Below are 16,985 nucleotides of genomic sequence, written 5' to 3'. Positions count from 1 at the left end.
TTAAAATTATATAATGAAAACAAAACATCTTCTATTATCCGCATTTCTTGTCATTATAAGCATGAGTGCATTTGCTCAAAAATTTACTGTTGGATCCTTTAACGTTCGTTATGATAACGCCGGAGATGAAGGAAACAGATGGGCTCAAAGGGCTCCTGTGGCTGCAAATCTATTACGTTTTCATGATTTCGATGTTTTCGGTATTCAGGAAGGATTAAAAAATCAGATAGACGATTTGAGTAAGCTATTACCAGAATACGCACATTATGGTTTAGGTCGTGATGATGGTAAAGACGCTGGTGAGCACTCTTCAATTTTCTATCGTCAGGACAAGTTTAAGTTACTTGCTAAAGGTGATTTCTGGTTGTCAGAAACTCCTGATAAACCGGGAAAAGGATGGGATGCTACTTGCTGTAACCGCATCTGTACTTGGGTACATCTTCAAGACATTAAGAGCGGTAAAAAGTTTTACTTCTTTAATGCACATTTTGATCACCAGGGTAAAATTGCACGTGTAGAAAGCGGAAAACTGATAGTTAAAAAGATCAGCGAAATTGCAGGTAATTCTCCGGCTATTTTCACAGGGGATTTAAATGGTGGCCAAAAAAGCGAATGGTATTTAACATTGGCAAATTCAGGCTTATTAACTGATACTTATACTCAGGTTAAATATCCTTATGCTAATAATTCATCATTTAATGCATGGGGTAAAAGTGTAGATGGTTACGAAATTATCGACCATGTATTTGTTACCAAAGGCTTTAAAGCTGATAAATGGGGCATACTAACCGATACTTACCACGGTAAATTCGTTTCAGACCATTTCCCAATTTTGGTAAATGTAACGTTGACAAAATAATAAAACAACTTAAAGCAGCGGGGATAGTAACCTCGCTGCTTTTTCAAGTAACTTCCTATACATAGGCCTCTCATCCCATAACACCGGATCAATCCTTAGTGCATCTTTAATGTCCTCATAAAAAATATCAGTTAGCTCAGTTGCAATCGCGCTATCATACACAATTGCATTAACCTCAAAATTGAGGTCAAAGCTCCTGAAATCCATATTCGCAGTACCCACTATTGCTATTTTCTTATCGGTAACCATTGTTTTAGCATGTACAAAACCCTTCTGATATTGATAAATCTCTACACCAGCTTTAAGTAAATCATCGTAATACGATCTCGCTGCTGAGTTTACAAGTATAGAATCCGAAACGCCAGGCACCAAAAGCCTAACGGAAATCCCACTCAACGAAGCAATAACTAATGCATCGAGTAAACTCTCGCCCGGAATAAAATAAGGACTGGTAATCAATATTTCTTCAGTTGCCAGATTAATGGCCTGAAGAATAGAAAATAAAATAGTTGGTGATTCCGAATCCGGACCACTAGCAGCAATCTGAACAATCTTATTGTCTTCGCCCGCTTGCGGCGGATTTGGAGGGAAAAATTCCTTATTCGGTTGCAATAACTCTTCAGCGCAAAAATTCCAGTCGCACAAAAACAGATATTGCAAATACTGCGCACCAGGGCCATCAATACGCAGGTGAGTATCGCGCCAGTAAAGCTGATTAGGTTTACGATTAATGTATCTATCACTCACATTAATGCCACCCACAAAAGCTGTAACACCATCAATTACAATTATTTTGCGGTGATTACGATAGTTAAGTCGGTTGGCTAAAAGCATAAAATGCACCTTTAAAAAAGGCACAGCTGTTATGCCGTTTTCTATTAATCTGGGTACTAGTTTTTTACGAATGCTGCGGCTGCCAAAATCATCGTAAATAAAACGGACAGTAATCCCTTCTTTGGCTTTTTCAATCAATGCCTGTTCAATTGCCTGTCCAATTTCATCATCCTCATAAATGTAATATTCAATATGGATGTGTTGTTTCGCATTTTTAATGGCTGTTAATACCTCAGGGAACTTTTGCTCCCCATTTATCAAGAGTTTTAAAGAGTTTTTAGCAGTTAAAGGACTCATGGAATCCTTCAATATCATAAATGCCAGCTCTTTGTTGCCAATAACAGCATGGCCATTTTCTTTAAGCGTGCGTTCCGAATATTTAAGAATCTCGTGTCTGAATTTATTTGCCAGATCATCATTCTCATAAAGCTTCTTGCTGTACATTTTTCTGTGTAGGTAATTAATGCCGAAAAAGAAATAGAAAAGCATCCCAAAAAATGGAACAAATATGGCAAATAGCAAATAGGCGAGGGTTTTAGTTGTGCTCCTGGTGTCGTATATAATACGTAGACAAACAAAGACTAAAAGAACAACGTAAACGATTTCCGAAATCAGTAGCCAGTCCATAATAGCGATAAGCAGTTAAAACAAATAGATATACAGTAAGTTAATAATTCCTGACCAATAAACAGATGAATAATTTATATTTACCGTAACAACACACAAGAACCAAACCTAAGAACCAAATTAATGAAAAGACTAGCCCTTTTTGCGTTATTTTCTTTCGCAATTACTATACCTGTAAGTGCTCAATTAAAAACTAAAGAAAAAACGGCTTTCCAAACTGGAAGCGCCTGGAAGCCCGAAATAGACGTACGATCTGATATAGCGATAGTTTATGGTGCAAACGATAGACCAGGCATGACATTTCAACAACGTGTTGATTCTTGGAGGAACCATGGTTATCAAACCCATTTTATGACAGGAATAGCATGGGGCGAATATCAGGACTATTTTTTAGGTAAATGGGATGGTAAAAACCATCAGGATATTGGGCAGATGGAAAGAAACGGAAACGTGATTTGGCATGGGGGAGGTGTTCCTTATATCGTACCCGTTCAGTCGTTTCTGGAGTATATGAAAACGGCCATCATTAAAAAGGTAATTGATGCCGGTATAACCTCAATTTACCTGGAAGAGCCAGAGTTTTGGGCAAGAGCAGGTTATAGCGAAGTATTTAAACAAGAGTGGAAAAAATATTATGGTTTTGATTGGCGACCTCAACATGAATCGGCCGAGAATACCTATTTGTCAAGCAAGCTCAAATATCATTTGTATTATGAGGCCATTAAAGACGTGTCTTCATACGCCAAATCATATGGAAAAACTAAAGGGCTGTCTATAAAAGTTTACATAGCTACCCACTCATTAGTTAATTATTCGTCGTGGCAAATAGTAAGTCCTGAAGCAAGTTTAGCATCATTACCCGGAATTGATGGGTACATCGCTCAGGTTTGGACAGGAACCTCCCGGGAGCCTACATATTTTGATGGGCAAAAAAAGGAACGCGTATTCGAAAATGCCTTTCTAGAATATGGCTCAATGGTATCTATGACTGCGCCTACAGGCCGTAAAATGTTCTTTTTAACTGATCCTATTGAGGATTGGCCACGTGATTGGAGCGATTATAAGCTTAACTATCAGGCTACGTTTACAGCCAAATTATTGTATCCGATGGTAAATAATTACGAAGTAATGCCATGGCCAGAACGTATTTACACCAGACCTTATAAACTGGCCAACAGTACCGAAGCTGTGCTAATTCCTAAGTATTATTCCACTCAGATGCAGGTGATGGTTAATGCTTTAAATGATATGCCGTTATCAGATAATCAGGTTACCGGTAAAAATGGTGTTGGTGTGTTGATGAGTAATAGCCTAATGTTTCAGCGCTTTCCAGACCATAAAGGATACGATGATCCGCAGTTTTCTAATTTCTACGGTCAAACATTGCCTTTGTTAAAAAATGGCGTTCCAGTACAAACTGTCCATATGGAAAACCTGTCGTTTAAAGGAACCCTTAAAGATATAAAGGTGTTGGTGGTGAGCTATGCTAACATGAAACCTGTTTCTGCAGATGTACATAAATACATTGGGGAATGGGTCAAAAATGGTGGTGTTCTGGTTTATTGCGGACGCGATGATGATCCTTATCAGTCGGTAATGGAGTGGTGGAATACTAAAGGTAATCAGTTTAAAGTTCCTTCAGATCATTTATTTAGCCTAATGAATATACAGCCTCAAGAGGGTAAAAAACTGTCGGTAGGTAAGGGAGCTGTTTATTTAATTAAACAAAACCCTAAAGAATTTGTGCTAAATGCAAACTCAGCAAATAGCTATCTGGAGTTGGTTAAACATGCTTATGAACATGACGCAAAAGCAGGCGCGCTATCATTTAAAAACAATCTTTATTTACAAAGAGGAGCATATGATATAGTTTCTGTAATGGATGAATCGGTAAGTAAAGAACCATATAAAATTAGAGGGCCTGTAATTGATCTGTTCGATCCAAAACTTCCGGTACTTTCTGAGAAAGTTATTAATCCGGGAGAGCAGGCATTATTGTATAATGTAAAACGCATAAAGGATAAATCCAAACCGATGGTTTTAGCTTCAGCATCAAGAGTATATGATGAAACAAGAAATGGTAGAACCTATTCTTTTGTATGTAAAAGCCCAGCTAAAACAGAAAACAGCATGCGTATTTTGTTGCCTGCTAAACCTTTAAAGAGTAGTGTTACGAGCAATACAGGAGAAGAATTAGCTAATGTAAATTCATCCTGGGATGAAAGCTCAAAAACACTTTATCTTGGTTTTGATAATAGTCCGGATGGAATAAAAGTAAACTGTAGCTGGTAATATGATTAAATCAGCTACAGTTTTCTTTCTTTTATTTTTTGCCCTGTAGATTTTAAAGATTCTATGAGGCTTAGGGAAGTGCCAACCTCTATTGCCATATCAATAGCTTTATTCTGATTGATAAGCGCTTCATCATAGAATTCCATGCGGTAGAATATTTGCGCTAAAGTATCATAATATTGAAAATTCTGTTTTAAATCAATCGCCCTTTTTACCCATAAAAAGGCTTTGCTTAAATACAATTTATTGCGAGTTCCTAATACATAAAAATCCCATGCAGCATTATTAAGCAAATCTGGGATGTTGGCATTTGAAGGAGATGGCTGATTAAATGTGGGTACTTTACTTTGCATTTTTCCCAATATTGATGGATCTTGAAATCTAATGGAATCTGCGTTTACCCTCATGTAATATTGATCCACAAAATACGATGTTTGTGGGTAGTAATTAGCTGTATCTTTTACTGCCTTGTAATAATTAAGGATCTTTAGTTGAGACTGTTTGCTGCCTTCATTGTAATTATGACTCCAGGTGTTTCTGGTGAAATTCATTGCTGCTGGCGCCATTGCAATGTTTTTGGTTCTGATAGCCTCGTTTTGAGTGTTGTTAATAATTCTGTCATTAATGTCTATTCGCTCTTGCAGAGGAAGCGTCATGAATACACTATCAGTTTTTGTTTTGTTTAAACCATTGATGTTAAAAGCCTTTCCGAAAGCGTATGCACCAGACCTAAGAATGAGTATGATTTCATTTGGGTCATTAAGCTCACCTATGGTTTTATAGTCCACATACTCGTCAATTAGCTTTGCGTTATCGAATATTCCGGCCTCCATTCTTAGGTTAATATAGTTCTTTATCAATTTGGCGTTGTGCTTCTCATTTGCATACTTTTCCTCATGAGTGGAAAGCATTATTCCTGAATTTTTACGTATAAGTGCTGTTTTTCCATTATTAAGGGCGTTTTCTGCATTGTTGCCTGTTGATGTTTTAAGAATCAGGTTTTGTTTATAATCAATAAAAACACTGGCCGGAAATACGGTTACCCCATATTTGTTAATCAATTCACGACCCACACTATCCATCATTTCAACCTTATAATTGATAAAGTTTTTATTGTAGAAACTGGATACACTGACTTGATCCATAATACTTTTAGTGCCCTTAGCATATACCGGAATTGTGATGTGAATACAAATAGACTTTTTGGTACTTGATGCCTGTTTTACAGCATCAGATAGGCTTTTTTGGAACTTAATCTGAGAAAAAGATAAGTGTACATTAAAAAATATAAATGATAATAGGATAATCTTTTTCATGGAGCGTTAAATAATTTAGGATGTTTGCAAGGTATTAAATTTTTCTATTCTATGGTAGAATGAAAAATCTGGTTATACATTTGGAAAAATAATTTAATGAAACAGTTTCTAAACTTACTAGTGATTTTTACTTGTCTTACAATCGCCAGTATGGGGCAATCCATATCTGCTAAAACCAGAATAAAGGAAGCCGAAAAGAGCTATCATGCAGGTCAGTATAATAGTGCGTTAACAAAGCTGGAACAAGCCGAAAAAGTAGTCGGCAAGGTCAATTCTTCTATCCTGTATTGGAGGATATTAGCACAAAGAGCCCTATTGCCCGGAATTAAAGATCCTGCATTTTATACCAATATGAAAAAATTTGAAGAGCTGGAAATTTTAAGAGAAAATTGTATTATTTTCTTAAAAAATTATGGGAAGTTGGCAGCTTTAAATGAACAGTCTAATAAAGTTTATCAGGTTCAGCAAAGTTTGAAAGGTTATCCTGTTGCAAAAGTGGAGTTTGATGAGATTATGCATCTGCAAAATGCGATAAAATCAAATCATTAAGCCGATAATTATTTTGTAAGCAGTTCTTGATGAAGAAGTATACTGTCTCTAATTGAATTAAGTAAGGGAAGATCTACTTTGCAATCCATGCTTTGTCGGTAATGATCTCGATCATCGTTGTCTATTTCAATTGTCCCGATTCTTTCGTGTCGATCATTAAAGATTTGGAATCGTTCATTATCGAGGGCCTTAATCTCAAAAAACTGTCCAAAGTGCCGACTACCGGCTACTTCAATTCTAAATTTTTCCATTGTAATTTGGATTAATGTATTCAACTTAACAAACCAGATTAAATATTGTTCCTGAAATTTGGTTGTTTATGCTTTTTTTATTTAGTTGTATAAAAGTGTGTAGGACAGGATGGTGATTAGTATCTATGATGGCGATTATACGTTTTTGAACAACCTGACAATAAAAACCGATCTAAAAAGTAAAATCAACTAAATGAATCAAAAAATATTAGCAGCTCTTGCCTTAATTTGCCTATTTGGCGCCTGTAAATCAGTTAAAAAAGAAACAACCAGCGGATACGAAAATGACCTTACTAAGTACCTTTCTTCTACAATAGAAAAAGATAGCCTCATCAATCCGCCAAGCGAGTACTATAAAAGGACAATACCAGCAAATGAGATCATTAAATACCAAGCACTCTTATGGAGTTCGTGGAAAAAGGCCAATGCTGAACGTCTCAAAACATGGGCTAATCTAAGCGACAACTCTACTAAAGATTCCTTAATCTGGCAATTACCAGATCAAAAAAAAATGCTTTTCGCAATGAGTAAGAAAGGCAATAAGCCAAATGGTGGCTATCCGCTTTATATCAATTTACACGGTGGAGGTTGTTTTCCAGATGAATCTGGGCCGTGGACTTCACCATCAAATGATTCTGAATGGAAGGCTGCTAAATCTTTAGGTGCAAAGTATCAGGATAGTCCGAGCATGTATTTTATCCCTCGAATGCCAGATGATAGAAGAGGGCGATGGTATCATAGCGCAGCTATAGCCGCATGGATTAGAACCTGGCAGCTTGCAGTGCTTTCTGGCGATGTAAATGCCAATAAGACTTACATAATGGGGATTTCTGAAGGAGGGTATGGCAGTTTCAGAATGGGGATTTTTCTCGCAGATTACTTTGCTGGGGCAGGACCTATGGCTGGGCCGGTATGGGCAGATCAGGAGCCTATCGAGAATTTAAGAAATACAGCTTTTCATATTGAAGTTGGCGAGAAAGACTATGCTTACGGACGCGTACAGAACGGAAGAGACTGGAAGAAACTTTTGGATAGTGCAGCAGCAAAGAATCCGGGACAATTTAAGCATGAAGTAGAAATACAAATTGGCCGTGGACATGGAATTGATTATTTTAGAACTGCGCCTTGGTTAAAGCAGTTTAGCAGAAAACCCTATCCAGATACCTTAAGCATGGTATATTATGCACAAGTGGACAGTATTTATGGTGGCGAACCTAACGTGCCAATTACTTATAGAAAGGGGTTTGGTTATTTAAGATTAGATGGGCTTTCTAAAACTGGCGAAAGGAAATTCTATGTAGAGAAAAAGGGAAATACTTACCAGGTAAGTTCTTCGAATGTTAAAGGCAGGGTTAAAGGTAATGTTAAGCTATATATTGATAGAGTTAATTTCGCCGAACCTGTTTTGGTTTATTACAATGATAAGCTTATCAGTAACAAAAAATTGAAGCCTAACGTAGGTACAATGGCAGAGAGCCTTGCTTTGTTTGGTGATCCGGAAAGACTTTTCCCTGCTGCTATTAATATTTTAATTGAGTAACAGCTTATTGATTTTTGGTCTTTTTGTATTCAGTTGGTGTCATCCCATACTTGTTTTTAAATATGGTAGAGAAATAAGTAGGGGATGATATGCCGACCATATAAGTGATTTCTGAAATAGAATATTCTTCGTTACTTAGTAAGTACTTAGCCTTTTTAAGTCGTCGGTTTAAAATGTAATCTGTTATACTGCAGTTTAATAGCGCCTTAACTTTACGGTATAGTTGAACTCTGGATATGCCTATGGCCTTACCGATGTCATCTACGCTGAAATGCTCATTGCTTAGGTTGTGCTCTACAATTCCGGCAAAGTCGTTTAAGAACTTCTTGTCAATCAGGTTGGTCGATTTTTTAACGCCTGACGAGGAGATGTCGCTGGTGTAGTGCTCTTTTAAAATAACTCTGTTCTTAATCAGGTTTTCTACGTTGGCTTGCAGGTATTCGAAGTTAAAAGGCTTGGTAATGTACACGTCTGCCATGCTCTGTATACCGTTTACCTGCTGTTCTATGCTGCCTTGGGCTGTTAATAGTATAATTGGAATGTGTGAGGTTCGGATATCCGATTTGAGTTGCTGGGTTAGGTTTTTGCCCGATATGCCAGGTACTACAACATCGGTAATAATTAGATCTGGGATTTTTTCATAAGCTTCGGCTAGTCCATTGGTGCCTGTAGAAGCGGTAAATACTTCGTAATCTGCCTCAAATTTTTCGGTTAAGTAATTTAGCAGGTCCTGATTGTCCTCTATAATTAATACCGATTGATCTTTAATGTGCTCAAATGCGCGGTCCTTTTCTTTGATTGCAGCATGATCATGTTCGGTAGTGTATATTTTTATCTGATCGTACAGCATAGCACCTTGTTGCTCTTGTACTAGTTTCTCTTCCTCTGTAAGGTGGCTATCTCCCAATTGCAATGTTATGGTAAATGTAGTTCCCTGCCATTTTTTACTGCTTACTGCAATGTTTCCTTGATGTAACAGAATCAATTCTTTAGAAAGAGATAAGCCTAAGCCAGAACCCCTGCTGTAATTGAGGTCTGATTGATAGAACTGCTCAAAAATATGTTCAAGTTCGGTGTTTGTCATGCCCACACCGTTGTCTTCTACCTCAATATTAACTGTGTTGTTGGTTTTGCTTATGGTAATGTAGATTCTGCCATTATCGCTGGTAAATTTTAAGGCATTGCTTAGCAGGTTAAATATCACCTTGTCAAGGATGTTTACGTCAAACCAAACTACTCCCGGACTTTCTTTAACCACTAGCCTCAGGTCTATATTGCGTTTCTCGGCGCTGTGTTTAAAGCTATCCAGAATTTCCTTTACAAAATCTATTAGGTTATTGGCCGTTGCATGTAGTTTAAACTGCTTGTGCTCTATTTTTCGGTAGTCCATCAATTGGTTTACCAACCTCAGTAGCCTGTAAACGTTTTTGTAGATCAGCGTAAGGTTATTGCCCGCCGTTGCTTTTACTTTTTCGTTTTTAAGTAGGTCTTCAAGAGGGGATAGGATTAGCGTTAGTGGTGTTCTGAACTCGTGAGAGATGTTGGTGAAGAAATTGAGTTTGGCTTCGGTTGCTGCCTGAGCCTTTTCCGACATCTCTATTAGCTGGTTTCGCTGATTTAAGATCTCTGCATTTTTTAGCTCTAGGCTCTTATTGATTTTCCTGTTTTCAAGTAAAGCGTGAAAGGCGAGTCCTCCAAATACTACGGCTAATACTAGCGTGATTACAATGAAATTAAGTACCAGCCTTTGACTGTTGTAAACTTTAAATTGATCTGCAAGTAAGGTCTGCTGACGCTCTATATCGCTTTGCTGACTGTTTATTCTATCCCACTGAAGCTTCATTAATTGCACATTGCTGCTGTCAATTACTACAGTTTGCAGGATGTTTTCTTTTGAAAAGGATTCCTTGTTCAGGATTCTCATGGCAATGTTAATTGCTTCTTTACCTCCGGTAGGGTAAAGTACACTGGCAGTTAGTGTTTTGTTGCTCACCAGATTTAGGCCACCGCCATTTCCGGGCAAGGCATCAACCCCAATTACCTTTATGCTATTGCTCAGGTTAAGTTGTTTAAGCACCTTTCTTGCACTCGTAGCCATTACATCATTATGCGCAAATATGGCGTCAATATTTTTAAGCTTATCTTGGTTTTTTAGTAGTTGTGTTTCTGTGTTTGGCCCTAGCCAGTCGCCATAAAACTGCGCGGTTACTTTAATTTCGGGATGCTCCTTAAGCGCATCCATAAAGCCTCTGTCGCGCTCAATAGCCGGAGAGGAGCCAGGCAAGCCCATTACCTCTACAACATTTCCTGATCCTTTTAGGCTATTGGCCAAATATTCTCCTGCTATTTTACCTACCTGATAATTCTCTGCACCAACATAAGCTGTATAAAGTGGCGATGAAGTTTTACGGTCGATAACGATTACCGGAATCCCTTTATTGTAGGTCTCTTCAACGATTTTAGTGAGTGGTAGGGCTTCGTTTGGCGAAATGACTAGCAAATCTACACCTTCGCTAATCATTTCCTTTACCTGCTCTATTTGCTTGCTGCTGCTGTTATCGGCATCGGCATAGCTCAGTTTTGTGCCAGGGTGTAAAGAAAGCTCTGTTTTCATTTCATCGAGCATCGTTTTACGCCACAAATCGGAGCCAACACATTGCGAGAAGCCAATCTTATATTCCCTTGTTTCCTTTTTATCTGAGCAGCCCTGTAAGGTTAAAATTACTCCCAATGCAAATACCAGCAGCAATGTAATCTGGCATTTGAAAAGGTATTTAAAACTGAAGGGATTGATCATTATAAGGGCTATAAAAATTAGTGGGAGCCATTAAAGCTATAAATTATATACCTCATTTTAAAATTTGGCAGTATGGGGTGCTTTGTAAGGTGTAACCTGAGTTAAAGAATTGTGTAACAAAATTTAACATCTAAATAAAAGTGTTTATTTGCTGTTTTTAACTTGTTGGTATTCAGTTGTTTTAAAGGTGTTCTGTTTTTTAATGAATTTGATGTAAAATTCATAACACCTACCTGTCATTTGCCTCTAATTTGCAATCCTTAACCATTTGTAAATCGAACTTCATGAAAAAGAATTCAGTACTGGCCTGGTCGATAGTAGTAGCATTAGGCGGGTTTTTATTTGGCTTTGATACCGCAGTGATATCAGGTGCCGAAAAAGCAATACAACAATATTGGAACCTTTCAGTATTTGAACATGGGCTAACCATTTCAATAGCTTTAATAGGAACTGTGATAGGCTCATTGCTCGGTTCCCGACCGTCCGATAAGTTTGGTCGTAAAAACACTTTGTATTTTGTTGCTGTGGTTTATCTGCTTTCCTCTTTAGGAACTGCAATGGCTGATAATTGGTATGTTTTTCTGGTATTCAGGTTTTTGGGTGGCCTGGGCGTAGGTACATCTTCAGTTACGGCACCAATTTATATATCGGAGATTTCGCCGGCTGATAGACGTGGTCGTTTAGTAGGACTGTTTCAATTTAATGTGGTATTGGGAATTTTGATCTCTTACCTTTCTAACTATCTGATCAGTCAGGGCGGAGAATCATCCTGGCGTTGGATGTTAGGCGTACAAGCTGCTCCATCTTTAGTGTTCTTGATATTAATTAAGTTTATTCCGGAAAGTCCTCGTTGGCTAATCCTTAAAAAAGGAGCTACTGAAAAGGCGCTGGAGATATTAAGAATTATTAATCCGCTGAACTGCGAGGAAGAGTTGGCTTCAATTAAAAGATCTGAAACAAAATTAGGGGAATCATCAAAAAGTAGTGAAAGCTTGTTCTCTGGTCAATATTCAAAACCAGTGATATTTGCGGTGTTGTTTGCGTTTTTTAATCAGGTGTCGGGTATTAATGCCATTATTTATTACGCACCGAGGATATTTGAAATGGCTGGACTTGGCGCACATTCTTCGCTGTTATCTACAGTTGGCATCGGGTTAATCAATTTCGCCTTTACATTATTGGCTTTAAATTTTATAGATAAGGTTGGTCGCCGTGTATTAATGCTGATTGGGTCTTTTGGCCTTATCGTTTCCTTATTTTTAGTCGCCTTTACATTTCATACCGAGCGCTTTAGTGGCATGGCCATTCCCATTTATATGATGGTATTTATTGCCTTTTTTGCATTTTCTCAGGGAGCTGTTATTTGGGTGTTTATTTCAGAAATATTCCCAAATCAGGTGAGGGCCAAAGGGCAAACCCTTGGTAGCTCTACACACTGGGTAATGGCTGCGCTGGTTGCTTTTTACTTTCCTTATTTTGCCGAAACTTTTGGTGGTGCCGCAACTTTTAGCTTTTTTGGCGCCATGATGGTTTTACAATTGTTATTTGTATGGCGCTTTATGCCGGAAACGAAAGGAAAATCATTAGAGAGTATTGGCGAAAATATTGTTTTACATTAAATTCTAAACTATGAAACAAGAAACATCTTTAACAGCAGAAGCAGTGTGCTATGGAGAAATACTTTGGGACGTTTTACCTGATGGCCCTCAGCCGGGTGGCGCGCCTTTAAATGTGGCTTATCACCTCAATAAATTGGGTATAGCATCTGGCTTGATTAGTCGGATTGGTGATGACAACAATGGGCATAAGCTGGAAGAATTGATGGATAACTGGGGTATTAACAAGAGCTTTTTGCAAACTGATAAAGGACACGCTACCAGCGAAGTACTGGCTAGAATGAACAATGGAAATGAGGTGACTTATGAGATTGTTTTTCCGGTTGCCTGGGATTTTATTGATGAAGCAAATAAATTAAAGGAGCAATTAAAATCGGCTAAGTATTTTGTTTATGGTAGTCTGGCTTCCAGAAATGACGTATCAAGAAATACCTTGATTGAATTATTGGATACTGATGCGATAAAGGTATTTGATATCAATATTCGTCCGCCTTTTATTAATCATTCTTTGTTAGAGAAACTATTAACTAAAGCAGATATCGTAAAGTTTAATGAAGCTGAGTTGAGTATGGTACAGACCATGTTCCGCGGTTCATTTGAGGGAGAACCACAGATGGTTAAGTTTATCCAAAACCGGTTTAATGTTCCAGAAATCGTGGTTACTAAAGGAGAGTTTGGTGCGTCGTATTACAAAAAAGATGAGGAGCATCACATTTGGGGCAACGAGATAAAAGTAACCGACACGATTGGCAGTGGTGATTCTTTTCTGGCTGCTTTTATTGCTAGTCATTACCAGAAAGATCAGCCTAAAGATATATTAATGAAAGCGATAGCAATGGGTGGTTTTATTGCTACCAAAAAGGGAGGCTGCCCCCCGTATGATATTGCTGAGTATATTCAGTTTAGAGATCAAATATTTAACCTTAAATAGCTCTTTTTTGAAGGGTGTAATGAATTTAAAATATTATAATTACAGAAACATACAAATTAACCTAAAGAACCAAATAATGAAATCAACGTTAAAGGCCGTATTTACGACAGGGCTAATGCTTTGCTGCAGTATTTCTATTTTCGCAGCTGATATCTCGATTAAGATAACCAAGAAATACTTGAACTTTCCTATATCTCAACGTCAGGAAAGAGGAACAATGACATTTGAAATAGGAGGTAAACAAGAACGCTCATTTAAAATAAGATTAGCGCCTGGCGAACCTGAATACTGGGTTTTTAGCGACGTATCTGCATTTAAAGGGAAGACCATTAAAATAAGCTATGACGGTGATGCGGCAGGGCTTAGCAAAATTTATCAGGATGATAAGATTGCTGGTCAGGATTCACTTTATCATGAGAAAAACCGCCCTCAATTCCATTTCACAACAAGAAGAGGGTGGGTTAATGATCCAAATGGATTGATTTATTACGAGGGTGAGTATCACTTGTTTTATCAGCATAATCCTTATGAGAGAGAATGGGAAAATATGTCGTGGGGACATGCTGTGAGTAAGGATCTTACACATTGGGATGAGCTTCCTGTAGCTTTGCATCCTGATAAGTTAGGTACTATGTTTTCTGGATCGGCCGTGATGGATTATGACAACACAGCTGGTTTCAATAAAGGAAAAACGCCTGCAATGGTTGCTTTTTATACCGCTGATAATCCGGATAAACAGATTCAATGTGTTGCCTACAGCTTAGATAAAGGTCGTACATGGACTAAATATGAAAAGAATCCTGTTATAGATTCTAAAGAGAAATGGAACAGTAAGGATACGCGTGACCCTAAGGTTTTTTGGTATAAGCCAGGTAAGCATTGGGTAATGGTTTTGAATGAGCGCGATGGTCATTCTATTTACAATTCAAATAACTTAAAGGATTGGAAGTTTGAAAGTCATGTTACCGGATTTTGGGAATGTCCTGATCTTTTTGAATTACCTATTGATGGGGATAAAAATAAGACCAAATGGGTGATGTATGGTGCATCAGGTACTTATATGCTTGGTTCATTTGATGGGAAAGTTTTTACTCCTGAAACAGGGAAGCTTTTATATACTACGGGATCTATTTATGCGGCTCAGACTTATTCGAACATCCCGGAAAGTGACGGCCGACGCATTCAGATAGGATGGGGTAGAGTAGCGCAACCTGGTATGGCTTTTAACAACATGATGTTATTGCCTACGGAGCTTAAGCTTCATGCTACGAAAAACGGAATTAGGTTGTATAATATGCCTGTAAGTGAGACTTCTCAATTGTTTGATCGTACAAATCAATGGACTGGTTTGAAATCTGATGATGCGAATCAGAAGCTTAAAGAGTTTTACAACGCTGATAAGATTCGTATTAAAACCACATTTAAGTTGTCGCATGCTACCAGTGCAGGGTTTAACTTATTTGGTCAGCGGGTTATTGATTACGACATGAATAATAACACGATTAATGGTGTTTTCTATTCGCCGTCAGATATGACTAGTATGGAGTTAACAGCAGATATTTATGTAGATAGGACGTCTATAGAGGTGTTTATTGATGGTGGTGCCTATTCTTATTCTATGGAAAGAAAACCTAATTCGGATAATAAAGAAGGCTTTCATTTCTGGGGGAACAATATTGATATTAAAAACTTAGAGGTGTATTCGGTTAAATCTATTTGGAAGTAGATTAGTGTTTTTTATTAAGCAAAAGGCCCTGCGGGTAAATTATTTACCTGCAGGGCCTTTTGCTTTGAGTATGTTATTCGCAGTTCTTTAAATCTTCTGCTATTTGCTCTGGGCTGTACATGCCTTGCTTATTGCCATAAGTGTTGGTGATGTAAACCACTATCTGTGCAATATCTATATTAGCTAACGTAGCAAAATCAGGCATTTTGCCATCATATTTCTTGCCATTTACCGTAATCGGTCCTGATGCTCCGTTCTTTATAAAACAAGCTAACTTCTGCTTGTTTTCCTTTAGGAAAACAGTATCCGTAAGCGGAGGTGCTAATTCATTTAATCCTTCTCCTTTTGAACCATGACAGTTTTGGCAATGCTTAATATATAGATCACGACCGTTTGCATAGTAAATATCGTGCTTTAGCTGATCTGAACTTTGGCAAGAATAAACCATCATTGCAATTGTAACCAAAAATAATGTACTTAATATTAGTTTACGCATGGTTACTTCTTATCTTCAGCAAGTAAAACAGGAATATCTTTGGTTAATTGGGCAACTTGCTCTGGGTTGGTGCCATCGTAAGCTCCACGGATGCGTTTTTGTTTGTCAATTAAAATTAGCCAGCCCTGGTGTACATATCCTTCTTTAGCTGTGCTATCTTCAATTACTGCAACTAGATAATCCTTTTCAGCAATTTTATAGATGCTGTCTTTGGAACCGTAAGCAAACTGCCATTTCGGGCCATCCACGCCTAATTTTTGTGCATATTTCTTTAAAACTGAAGGATGATCGTATTTGAAATCAATGGTATGCGAAAGGAACATTACATCGGGATTGTCTTTATATTTATCAAATATGGTTTTCATGCTACGGTGCATGGTAGGGCATATTGTTGTGCAAGACGTGAAAAAGAAGTCGGCGATGTAGATTTTATCTTTAAAAGTATCGTTGTTGATTAAGGTGCTATCTTGATTTAAAAAGCTGAAAGCTGGGATGGTTTTATAAACCGTGTCAACCGTGGTTGAGCCATCTGCATTTTTAATTGTTGCGGCTTCTCTTGGACCTAAAATAGGAAGCTTTTTTTGATCCTGGCAAGAGGCCAGAAACATTACAGTACCAAATAAAAATGCGGAAAGAATTGATCGGTTTAATTTCATAACAGTGCTTTTAGAATAGTGCAAAGGTACACTACTCAAAAAATAATATGTAATGTGTGGGTAATAAAATGTAAGTCTGCAGCTTATAAGTTCTTTACTTTAATTCTTCATCAACCGGAAAGGTTTTACTTAATTGTAGATTAATAGGGAATCTTGTGTAAATCACAAACTGTCGCGCAACTGTAAATAACACAAAAGGTTTTTACCCTTAGAATGTTCAAGGTCGCAAATGGAACTATTGGATGCTTTTGCTGTTTTTAAGTTTCCAAATGAAATAGGATCAGGGGTTTATGATATTCATTCACCACGTGTTCCGAGCAAAGATGAGATGGTTTTATTGCTTGGAAAAGCGAAATCTGTTACCCCGGCAGGCCAACTTTGAGTGAATCCAGACTGCGGTTTAAAGACCAGACATTGGGATGAAACAAAAAAAAGCTTTAATAGAAATGGCCGCAGCTGCAAAAGTACTGCGGGAATATGTAGAAGAAGCCGTAA

The 16,985-nt window shown here is 37.8% G+C and carries 13 protein-coding genes; 8 read left to right on the top strand and 5 right to left on the bottom strand.

Annotated features, from left to right (window positions below; all coding sequences use genetic code 11):
* Nucleotides 1-13 precede the first annotated feature (13 nt).
* Nucleotides 14-859: an endonuclease/exonuclease/phosphatase family protein gene (locus J1905_RS12050; RefSeq protein WP_214227497.1), complete on the top strand. Its 846-nt coding sequence runs from the start codon at nucleotides 14-16 to the stop codon at nucleotides 857-859.
* 9 nt (nucleotides 860-868) lie between these two features.
* Here J1905_RS12050 and cls read toward each other — a convergent pair whose 3' ends face one another.
* Nucleotides 869-2,320: a cardiolipin synthase gene (gene cls / locus J1905_RS12045; RefSeq protein WP_214227496.1), complete on the bottom strand. Its 1,452-nt coding sequence runs from the start codon at nucleotides 2,318-2,320 to the stop codon at nucleotides 869-871.
* A gap of 123 nt (nucleotides 2,321-2,443) precedes the next feature.
* On the opposite strand from cls, the gene J1905_RS12040 reads away from it, so the two are divergent.
* Complete coding sequence (locus J1905_RS12040) at nucleotides 2,444-4,612, top strand: hypothetical protein (protein ID WP_214227495.1); 2,169 nt, start codon at nucleotides 2,444-2,446, stop codon at nucleotides 4,610-4,612.
* A gap of 14 nt (nucleotides 4,613-4,626) precedes the next feature.
* Here J1905_RS12040 and J1905_RS12035 read toward each other — a convergent pair whose 3' ends face one another.
* The gene (locus J1905_RS12035; protein ID WP_214227494.1) at nucleotides 4,627-5,928 is read right to left on the bottom strand and encodes a thioredoxin family protein; all 1,302 of its coding nucleotides are present in this window, start codon (nucleotides 5,926-5,928) and stop codon (nucleotides 4,627-4,629) included.
* Between the two features lie 96 nt (nucleotides 5,929-6,024).
* Here J1905_RS12035 and J1905_RS12030 point away from each other — a divergent pair, with 96 nt between their 5' ends.
* Together J1905_RS12030 and J1905_RS12025 are read left to right on the top strand one after the other, a co-directional pair.
* Nucleotides 6,025-6,477 carry a hypothetical protein gene (locus J1905_RS12030; RefSeq protein ID WP_214227493.1) on the top strand — a complete coding sequence of 151 codons (453 nt, stop codon included), beginning with the start codon at nucleotides 6,025-6,027 and terminating at the stop codon, nucleotides 6,475-6,477.
* Between the two features lie 444 nt (nucleotides 6,478-6,921).
* Entirely contained in the window at nucleotides 6,922-8,268 is a 1,347-nt protein-coding gene (locus J1905_RS12025) for a hypothetical protein (RefSeq protein WP_214227492.1), read from the top strand.
* Between the two features lie 4 nt (nucleotides 8,269-8,272).
* Here the strand turns inward: J1905_RS12025 and J1905_RS12020 are convergent, their stop codons facing one another.
* Nucleotides 8,273-11,065 (bottom strand): substrate-binding domain-containing protein, encoded by a 2,793-nt coding sequence (locus tag J1905_RS12020; protein WP_214227491.1) that lies wholly within the window; start codon nucleotides 11,063-11,065, stop codon nucleotides 8,273-8,275.
* A gap of 251 nt (nucleotides 11,066-11,316) precedes the next feature.
* Here J1905_RS12020 and J1905_RS12015 point away from each other — a divergent pair, with 251 nt between their 5' ends.
* The 3 genes from J1905_RS12015 to J1905_RS12005 all read left to right on the top strand — a co-directional run bounded on the left by J1905_RS12015 (nucleotide 11,317) and on the right by J1905_RS12005 (nucleotide 15,338).
* Entirely contained in the window at nucleotides 11,317-12,684 is a 1,368-nt protein-coding gene (locus tag J1905_RS12015; RefSeq protein ID WP_284445105.1) for a sugar porter family MFS transporter, read from the top strand.
* A 10-nt stretch (nucleotides 12,685-12,694) separates the two neighbouring features.
* Nucleotides 12,695-13,612 (top strand): carbohydrate kinase family protein, encoded by a 918-nt coding sequence (locus J1905_RS12010; protein ID WP_214227489.1) that lies wholly within the window; start codon nucleotides 12,695-12,697, stop codon nucleotides 13,610-13,612.
* A 76-nt stretch (nucleotides 13,613-13,688) separates the two neighbouring features.
* The gene (locus J1905_RS12005; protein WP_214227488.1) at nucleotides 13,689-15,338 is read left to right on the top strand and encodes a glycoside hydrolase family 32 protein; all 1,650 of its coding nucleotides are present in this window, start codon (nucleotides 13,689-13,691) and stop codon (nucleotides 15,336-15,338) included.
* A 73-nt stretch (nucleotides 15,339-15,411) separates the two neighbouring features.
* Here J1905_RS12005 and J1905_RS12000 read toward each other — a convergent pair whose 3' ends face one another.
* Nucleotides 15,412-15,834: a c-type cytochrome gene (locus J1905_RS12000; protein WP_214227487.1), complete on the bottom strand. Its 423-nt coding sequence runs from the start codon at nucleotides 15,832-15,834 to the stop codon at nucleotides 15,412-15,414.
* 2 nt (nucleotides 15,835-15,836) lie between these two features.
* Nucleotides 15,837-16,490 carry an SCO family protein gene (locus tag J1905_RS11995; RefSeq protein ID WP_214227486.1) on the bottom strand — a complete coding sequence of 218 codons (654 nt, stop codon included), beginning with the start codon at nucleotides 16,488-16,490 and terminating at the stop codon, nucleotides 15,837-15,839.
* A 229-nt stretch (nucleotides 16,491-16,719) separates the two neighbouring features.
* Between J1905_RS11995 and J1905_RS23605 the strand changes: the two genes are divergently transcribed.
* On the top strand, nucleotides 16,720-16,872 hold the full coding sequence (locus tag J1905_RS23605) for a hypothetical protein (RefSeq protein ID WP_250318083.1): 153 nt from the start codon (nucleotides 16,720-16,722) through the stop codon (nucleotides 16,870-16,872).
* Nucleotides 16,873-16,985 lie beyond the last annotated feature (113 nt).

This window comes from Pedobacter sp. B4-66 (genome assembly GCF_018492665.1).
In the GTDB taxonomy this organism is placed as follows: Bacteria; Bacteroidota; Bacteroidia; order Sphingobacteriales; family Sphingobacteriaceae; genus Pedobacter.
The sequence above is the reverse complement of the archived record's forward strand: the minus strand, read 5'-3'. Positions and strand labels throughout refer to the sequence as shown.

Coding starts and splice junctions, on each gene's coding strand:
- J1905_RS12030 (WP_214227493.1), top strand. CDS start 6,025: ATGAAACAGTTTCTAAACTTACTAGTGATTTTTACTTGTCTTACAATC.
- J1905_RS12010 (WP_214227489.1), top strand. CDS start 12,695: ATGAAACAAGAAACATCTTTAACAGCAGAAGCAGTGTGCTATGGAGAA.
- J1905_RS12040 (WP_214227495.1), top strand. CDS start 2,444: ATGAAAAGACTAGCCCTTTTTGCGTTATTTTCTTTCGCAATTACTATA.
- J1905_RS12005 (WP_214227488.1), top strand. CDS start 13,689: ATGAAATCAACGTTAAAGGCCGTATTTACGACAGGGCTAATGCTTTGC.
- J1905_RS12025 (WP_214227492.1), top strand. CDS start 6,922: ATGAATCAAAAAATATTAGCAGCTCTTGCCTTAATTTGCCTATTTGGC.
- J1905_RS23605 (WP_250318083.1), top strand. CDS start 16,720: ATGGAACTATTGGATGCTTTTGCTGTTTTTAAGTTTCCAAATGAAATA.
- J1905_RS12000 (WP_214227487.1), bottom strand. CDS start 15,834: ATGCGTAAACTAATATTAAGTACATTATTTTTGGTTACAATTGCAATG.
- J1905_RS12035 (WP_214227494.1), bottom strand. CDS start 5,928: ATGAAAAAGATTATCCTATTATCATTTATATTTTTTAATGTACACTTA.
- J1905_RS11995 (WP_214227486.1), bottom strand. CDS start 16,490: ATGAAATTAAACCGATCAATTCTTTCCGCATTTTTATTTGGTACTGTA.
- cls (WP_214227496.1), bottom strand. CDS start 2,320: ATGGACTGGCTACTGATTTCGGAAATCGTTTACGTTGTTCTTTTAGTC.
- J1905_RS12020 (WP_214227491.1), bottom strand. CDS start 11,065: ATGATCAATCCCTTCAGTTTTAAATACCTTTTCAAATGCCAGATTACA.
- J1905_RS12050 (WP_214227497.1), top strand. CDS start 14: ATGAAAACAAAACATCTTCTATTATCCGCATTTCTTGTCATTATAAGC.